The organism is Arcicella rosea (assembly GCF_014204325.1).
In the GTDB taxonomy this organism is placed as follows: Bacteria; Bacteroidota; Bacteroidia; order Cytophagales; family Spirosomataceae; genus Arcicella; species Arcicella rosea_A.
Window position 1 is genome coordinate 94,685 of sequence record NZ_JACHKT010000021.1, and the last position, 8,772, is coordinate 103,456.

The following is an 8,772-nucleotide window of genomic DNA, read 5'->3' on the forward strand; positions in this document are numbered from 1 at the left end:
CAAGGGAAATAATTTTCTCACTTCTACGAGGCTCCATTTTTCGCTTACGCTAATTTGCTGTAAGTCATTGATTTAAAGATTTTTTAGATATGTTTTTATTCGGAATTGAAAGGTATTTCAATGCAAAAGTCTTCCTTTTGATGTTTGATTCTTGAACATCAAAAACTTTTCTATTAACCTTATTTTACCGATTAAGAAATATCATATTGTAAACTTCAAAACAGTAACAGCCTTGACACAGATGACAAAAACGGGCAGAATTTCTTTTGCCAAAGTCAAAAACTTACTTGAGTACCCAGATTTCTTGGATATTCAGGTTAAGTCGTTTCAGGATTTCTTCCAGTTGGAAACCGCAGCGGAGAATCGTACTGACGAAGGTCTTTTCAAAGTATTTGCTGAGAACTTCCCAATTGCCGATTCTCGTGAAAACTTTGTCCTTCACTTTATTGATTACTCAGTAGATCCACCAAAATACTCAGTTGATGAGTGTATCGACCGTGGTCTGACGTATTCAGTACCTTTGAAAGCAAAGTTGCGCCTTATCTGTAATGATACAGACAACGAAGATTTCGAAACGATCGAACAGGAAGTGTTCTTAGGGAATATCCCTTACATGACTGAGCGTGGTTCTTTCGTAATTAATGGTGCTGAACGTGTAATCGTTTCTCAATTACACCGTTCTCCAGGTGTGTTCTTCTCGCAGAGCCGTCACACAAATGGTACTAAATTATATTCAGCTCGTATCATTCCATTCAAAGGTTCTTGGATTGAATTCGCTACAGACGTTAACAACGTAATGTATGCTTATATCGACCGTAAGAAGAAGTTTCCAGTAACTACGCTTTTACGTGCGATTGGTTATGGTTCTGATAAAGATATTTTAGATTTATTCGGACTTTCAGAAGAAATCAAAGTAGATCGTGCTAATTTGAATAAAGCTGTTGGTCGCCGTTTGGCTGCAAGGGTTTTAAGAACTTGGCAAGAAGATTTCGTAGATGAAGATACAGGTGAAGTAGTTTCTATCGACCGTAACGAAGTATTATTAGAACGTGATTCTACGATTACTTCAGATGATGTTGATACTATTATTGATGCTGATTTAGACACTATCATTCTTCATAAAGAAGATATGAACGTGAATGATTACAACATCATTTATAATACTTTACAGAAAGATTCATCGAACTCAGAAAAAGAAGCGGTTGAGCAAATTTACCGTCAGTTGCGTAATACAGAAGCACCTGATGAGCAAACTGCTCGTGATATTATCCAAAACTTGTTCTTCTCTGATAAACGTTATGATTTAGGTGAAGTAGGTCGTTATAGAATCAATAAGAAATTGGGTCATGATATTCCGATGGAAACAAAAGTATTAACGAAAGCAGATATTATCTCTATCGTAAAATACTTAATCGGATTGATTAACTCAAAAGCACTAATTGATGATATTGACCACTTGTCTAACCGTCGTGTTCGTACAGTAGGTGAACAATTATATGCACAATTTGGTGTTGGTTTGGCTCGTATGGCTCGTACTATCAAAGAACGTATGAACGTTCGTGATAACGAAGACTTCAAACCAGTTGATTTGATTAATGCACGTACTCTTTCGTCAGTAATCAACTCATTCTTTGGTACAAACCAGCTTTCACAATTCATGGATCAGACCAACCCATTGGCTGAGATTACGCACAAGCGTCGTCTTTCAGCACTTGGACCAGGTGGTTTATCTCGTGAGCGTGCAGGTTTTGAGGTTCGTGACGTTCACTATACGCACTATGGTCGTTTGTGTACGATTGAAACTCCAGAAGGACCAAACATCGGTTTGATTTCATCACTTTGTGTGCATGCTAAAATCAACTCGATGGGCTTTATCGAAACTCCTTATCGTACTATTTCAGACGGTAAAGTGAAAATCGATGAAATTACATTCTTTACTGCTGAAGAAGAAGATGGCAAAAACATCGTACAAGCAAATGCTCGTTACAATGAAGATGGCGTATTTACTTCTGACCGTGTAAAAGCTCGTTTTGAAGGTGACTTCCCATTAGTAGATCCTAAAGAGGCTCAATTAATGGATATTGCACCAAACCAAATTGTATCGGTAGCGGCTTCTTTGATTCCTTTCTTGGAACATGATGATGCCAACCGTGCCTTGATGGGTTCAAACATGCAACGTCAGGCTGTACCATTGTTACGCCCTGAAAATCCAATTGTAGGTACTGGTTTAGAAGCAAGTGTTGCTTTAGATTCACGTACTTTAGTTGTTGCTGAAGCTGACGGTGTAATTGAATATGTTGACAGTATCAAAATCGTAGTAAAATACGATATGTCACCAGAAGAATATTTAGTAAGTTTTGATGGAGACACTAAGGAATATAAATTAATTAAATTCCGTAGAACTAACCAAGATACTACTATCAACTTAAAGCCAATCGTTCGTAAAGGACAGCGAGTTTCAAAAGGACAAGCACTTTGTGAAGGATATGCTACTCAGCAAGGGGAATTAGCACTAGGTCGTAACATGAAAGTGGCCTTCATGCCATGGCAAGGTTACAACTTCGAGGATGCGATTGTAATTTCTGAGAAAGTTGTTCGTGATGATATTTTTACTTCTATTCACATTGAAGAATTTGAATTGGAAGTACGTGATACAAAACGTGGTGAAGAAGAATTAACAGCGGAAATCCCGAACGTAGCAGAAGAAACTGTGAAAAACTTGGATGAAAGCGGTGTAATTCGTGTAGGTTCTGAAGTAAAAGAAGGTGATATCTTAATTGGTAAAATCACACCAAAAGGAGAATCTGACCCTACTCCAGAAGAAAAATTACTACGTGCTATCTTCGGTGATAAAGCAGGTGATGTAAAAGATGCTTCTAAAAAAGCACCTCCATCATTGAAAGGGGTTGTAATTGATACAAAACTTTTCAGCCGTCCTAAGAAAGATAAAGACGAACGTGAGAAAGCTAAGAAAGAAATTGCTGGTCTTTCAAAACAATTATCTAAAGATTTGACTGCCATCCGTGGAATGATGATTGGTAAGATGATTGAATTGTTAGAAGGTAAAATTTCTGGTGGTATCAAACATAAATTCGGAACGGTAATTATTGAAGCAGGAACGAAATTGACTGGTCGTATGATCGAGGAAGCCTTGTTCCCAGCTAAAAATTTATACCGTGATGATAGTTCATACAGCGTTCCTGAAGAAGCTAACTTATTAGCGGATTTAATTCTTGAAAATGCTACAGAAGAATCTGAAACGAATATCTTATTGTTGCAAATGGTGAAAAACTATAACGTTCGTCGTAACGAAGTAGTAGGTCGCTACAAACGTGAGAAGTTTGTTTTAGAAGTAGGAGATGAATTACCAGCAGGTATCGTGAAATTGGCGAAAGTTTATATCGCTAAGAAACGTAAGTTGAAAGTAGGTGATAAGATGGCGGGTCGTCACGGTAACAAAGGGGTTGTAGCCCGTATTGTTCGTGATGAAGATATGCCATTCTTGGAAGACGGAACACCAGTAGAAATCGTGTTGAACCCACTTGGGGTACCTTCACGTATGAACATCGGTCAGATTTATGAAACCGTATTAGCATGGGCAGGTGAAAAACTTGGTCGTAAATACGCTTCACCAATCTTTGATGGTGGTACAGAAGCTGAAGTGGCAAAAGAATTAGAAGAAGCAGGTTTACCATTATGGGGACGTACTTACTTGTACAATGGTTTAACAGGAGAAATGTTCGACCAACCAGTAACAGTAGGTATTATCTATATGTTAAAATTAGGCCACTTGGTTGATGATAAAATGCACGCTCGTTCAATCGGACCATATTCATTAATTACACAACAACCATTGGGTGGTAAAGCTCAATTTGGTGGTCAGCGTTTTGGTGAAATGGAGGTTTGGGCATTAGAAGCATTTGGTGCAGCTAACATCTTACAAGAAATCTTGACTGTAAAATCTGATGACGTGATTGGTAGAGCTAAAGCCTACGAAGCTATCGTTAAAGGAGAAAGTATGCCAAAGCCAGGTATTCCAGAATCATTCAACGTATTGATTCACGAATTAAGAGGTTTAGCATTAGAGATTACTTTAGAGTAATTTTATGTTAAGTATTGTTACTTTCTAGCTTGGCTAAAGGCAACTGATAATTACAGTATAAGCAATTAAGAACCATTTTCATTAAAAAGACTCGAAAATGTCATTCAAAAAGAATAGAAAATTAAACAGTGAGTTCTCTAAGGTAACCATTTCATTGGCGTCACCTGAGTCGATTCTTGAAGGATCACACGGAGAAGTTACACAACCGGAAACAATCAACTATAGAACCTACAAACCAGAAATGGGTGGTTTGTTCTGTGAGCGTATTTTCGGTCCTACAAAAGACTGGGAATGTCACTGTGGGAAATATAAACGTATTCGTTATAAAGGTATCATCTGCGACCGTTGTGGTGTAGAAGTTACTGAGAAAAAAGTACGTCGTGAGCGTATGGGACACATCGAATTAGTTGTGCCTGTTGCCCACATATGGTACTTCCGTAGTTTACCAAACAAAATTGGTTACTTGTTAGGTCTTTCTACGAAAAAACTTGACCAAGTAATTTATTACGAAAGATACGTAGTAGTTCAAGCTGGGGTGAAAGCTGAAGATGGTGTTAACAAAATGGACTTCTTAACAGAAGACGAATATTTGGACATTATCGACAAGTTACCTCGTGAAAACCAATTATTACCAGACGAAGATCCTCAGAAATTCATTGCTAAAATGGGTGCTGAGGCTTTGGATATGTTGTTGAAACGTACTGAATTAGATAATTTATCTTATGATTTACGTCACTCGGCTGCAAACGATACTTCTCAACAACGTAAGGCTGAAGCCTTGAAACGTTTGAAAGTAGTTGAAGCTTTCCGTGAAGCAGGTACTCGTATCGAGAACAAGCCAGAATGGATGGTTATCAAAATGGTACCAGTAATTCCACCTGAATTGCGTCCGCTTGTACCTTTAGATGGTGGTCGTTTTGCGACTTCGGATTTGAACGACCTTTATCGTCGTGTAATTATCCGTAACAACCGTTTAAAGCGTTTGATTGAAATCAAAGCGCCAGAAGTAATCTTACGTAACGAAAAGCGTATGTTACAAGAAGCTGTCGATTCATTATTCGATAACTCACGTAAAATCAACGCTGTTCGTTCAGAAGGTAACCGTGCTTTGAAATCACTTTCAGATATGTTGAAAGGTAAGCAAGGACGTTTCCGTCAGAACTTATTAGGTAAACGTGTCGATTACTCTGGTCGTTCGGTAATTGTAGTTGGTCCTGAATTGAAAATGCACGAATGTGGTTTGCCAAAAGATATGGCTGCCGAACTTTTCAAACCATTTGTTATCAGAAAATTGATTGAAAGAGGTATCGTGAAAACGGTAAAATCTGCCAAGAAAATTGTTGATAGAAAAGACCCTGTAGTGTGGGATATTTTGGAAAACGTAATGAAAGGACACCCTGTTCTTCTAAACCGTGCTCCAACGCTTCACCGTTTGGGTATCCAAGCATTCCAACCTAAATTGATTGAAGGAAAAGCAATCCAATTGCACCCATTAACTTGTACGGCATTCAACGCCGATTTTGATGGTGACCAGATGGCGGTACACGTACCACTTGGACAAGAAGCAATCTTGGAAGCATCTCTTTTAATGTTAGGTTCGCACAACATCTTGAACCCTGCCAACGGAGCTCCTATTACTGTACCTTCACAGGATATGGTTCTTGGTTTGTACTACGTTACGAAAGGACGTTTGAACACACCAGAATACGAAGTGAAAGGTGAAGGAATGAAGTTCTACGGTTTCGAAGAAGTTGTAATCGGAATGAACGAAGGTGTTGTTTCTAAACACGCTAATATTGAAGTAAAAGCACTTGTTCGTAAAGATGATGGTACTTTGGTTTCAGAAATGGTGAAAACTGTTGCTGGTCGTGTATTATTCAACCTTTGCGTTCCTGAAGAAGTAGGATATATCAATGAATTGTTGACTAAAAAGAAATTGCAACAAATCATTGCTACAGTATTTAAAATCTCTGGAGTTGCTCGTACTGCGAAATTCCTAGATGATATTAAAGACTTAGGATACCAAATGGCATTCAAAGGTGGTCTTTCAATGGGTATTGGTGACATCATCGTTCCTGAAGAAAAAGCTGCTTTGGTTGCGCAAGCAAAAGATAGAGTATCTGAAGTAACAGATAACTATTTGATGGGTTTAATTACAGATAACGAACGTTATAACGCTGTAATTGACATCTGGACATCAGTAAACAAGAAAATTACTGATACTTTGATGAATCAAATGGAGAACGACAAACAAGGCTTCAATGCCATCTATATGATGATGCACTCTGGAGCTCGTGGTTCTCGTGAACAGATTCGTCAGTTAGGTGGTATGCGTGGTTTGATGGCGAAACCTCAGAAGAACTTACAAGGTTCGGTAGGTGAAATCATCGAAAACCCAATTCTTTCTAACTTTAAAGAAGGTCTTGACGTACTTGAATACTTTATCTCAACTCACGGTGCTCGTAAAGGTCTTGCCGATACAGCCTTGAAAACTGCCGATGCGGGTTACTTAACTCGTCGTTTGCATGACGTTGCTCAAGATGTAATCGTGAACGAAGATGACTGCGGTACTTTAAGAGGTATTCAAACATCTGCCTTGAAAGATAACGAGGAAATCATCGAACCATTATCAGAACGTATTTTGGGTCGTGTTTCTATCCATGATGTATATGATCCTGTTACGGGTAAATTGTTAATCACAGCAGGTGAAGAAATCAGTGAAGAGGCAGCTCTTTCTGTAGATGATACTGCCATTGATTCAATCGAAATTCGTTCGGTATTAACTTGCGAAACTCGTTATGGTGTTTGTGCTAAATGTTACGGACGTAACCTTTCAACAGGTAGAATGGTAGGTATCGGTGAAGCCGTAGGTGTAATTGCATCACAGTCAATCGGTGAACCAGGTACTCAGCTTACATTGCGTACATTCCACGTTGGGGGTACTGCTCAAAACGTAACCTTGGATGCTGCTATCAAAGCTAAATTCGACGGTATTATTAAATTTGAAGAGATGCGTACAGTTTCTTCGGTTGACCCAGAAGGAAAACCAGTTGAAATTGTAATGGGTCGTTCGGGCGAGGTTCAAATTTTGAATGCTAATAATCCTCAACAAGTATTTATCGCTAATAACGTTCCTTACGGTTCTTATTTGAGAGTTAAAGACGGACAGACGATTACTAAAGGCGAAGAAATTTGTGCTTGGGATCCATATAATGCTGTAATCTTATCGGAAGTTGAAGGTACTATTCAATTCGATGCTATCGAAGAAAATGTTACTTACAAGGAAGAAGCCGATGAGCAAACAGGTTTACGTGAGAAGGTAATTATCGAATCGAAAGATAAGACTAAAAACCCTGCTATCTTGGTTTTAGTAAAAGGTGCTGAAGAACCAGTAGCTTACAACGTACCAGTAGCGGCTCGTTTATCAGTTGAAAACAAAACGAAAATTAAACCAGGACAAATCTTGGCGAAAATTCCTCGTGCTGCTGGTAAAACTCGTGATATTACGGGTGGTCTTCCACGTGTAACGGAATTATTTGAAGCTCGTAACCCATCTAACCCAGCAGTAGTTTCTGAGATTGACGGTGTTATTACTTTAGGAGGTATCAAACGTGGTAACCGTGAAATTTATGTACGTGCTAAAGATGGTGGCGAACGTAAATACTTAGTGCCATTGTCTAAACACATCCTTGTTCAAAATAATGACTTTGTGCGTGCTGGTGTACCACTTTCAGATGGTGCTATTACGCCTTCAGATATTTTGGCTATTAAAGGACCAACTGCTGTACAAGAGTACTTAGTAAATGAAATCCAAGACGTTTACCGTCTGCAAGGTGTGAAGATTAACGATAAGCACATCGAGGCTATCGTTCGTCAAATGATGCAGAAAGTAATCATCGTTGAATCTGGAGATACCATGTTCTTGAACGGACAAAATGTTGATAGATTCTTATTCCGTGAGGAAAACGATAAAATCATGGATAAGAAAGTTGTATTAGATGCAGGTGATTCTGAGAAAATGAAAGTAGGTATGATTGTTTCTGCTCGTGCTTTACGTGACGAAAACTCTTCATTGAAACGTCGTGATATGAAGATTGTTACCGTTCGTGATGCTTCACCAGCGGTTTCTCAACCAAACTTACAAGGTATCACTCAAGCATCTTTAGGAACTGACTCATTCATTTCTGCGGCTTCTTTCCAAGAAACAACGAAAGTATTATCTGAAGCATCTATCCGTGCTAAAGCAGATACTTTAGATGGCTTGAAAGAAAACGTAATTGTTGGTCACTTGATTCCAGCAGGTACGGGTGTTCGTAAATATGCAGACTATGTGATTACTTCTAAAGAGGAATTACAACAAGTAGAAACAGCTAAAGAAGCCAAAGCCCAAGAAAAGGTTGGAGGTTATCGTAAAGCTCGTTGGATTGTGTAATCTGATTTTATAGCAATATAAAAAATGCCCTTTGATTCATTTCAGAGGGCATTTTTTTTGATTTTTGGACTTTAGGATTTTTGGACTTGAAGACTGAAAGATACAAGAGGCAAGACACAAGATTAAAATTTGCTCTTCATTGAGGCTTCCCTTTATGAGTGTAATCTTTTAATAATCAATATATTACCAATAAAATAACCCCGAAAAAGTGTCAATATTGGCAATTTTCGGGGTTTTT

At 38.5% G+C, this 8,772-nt stretch carries 2 protein-coding genes; both read left to right on the plus strand.

All coding sequences use genetic code 11. The annotated features are described in order from the left end of the window. Nucleotides 1-241: 241 nt before the first annotated feature. A complete protein-coding gene (gene rpoB / locus HNP25_RS14410; RefSeq protein WP_184135204.1) occupies nt 242-4,102 on the plus strand; it encodes a DNA-directed RNA polymerase subunit beta in 3,861 nt (1,286 codons plus the stop codon). A 97-nt stretch (nt 4,103-4,199) separates the two neighbouring features. Continuing rightward, complete coding sequence (gene rpoC, locus HNP25_RS14415) at nt 4,200-8,534, plus strand: DNA-directed RNA polymerase subunit beta' (RefSeq protein ID WP_184135194.1); 4,335 nt, start codon at nt 4,200-4,202, stop codon at nt 8,532-8,534. Nucleotides 8,535-8,772: the final 238 nt, after the last annotated feature.

Bases quoted from the DNA above. Each gene is read 5' to 3' on its own strand.
- rpoB (WP_184135204.1), top strand. From the start codon at position 242: ATGACAAAAACGGGCAGAATTTCTTTTGCCAAAGTCAAAAACTTACTT.
- rpoC (WP_184135194.1), top strand. From the start codon at position 4,200: ATGTCATTCAAAAAGAATAGAAAATTAAACAGTGAGTTCTCTAAGGTA.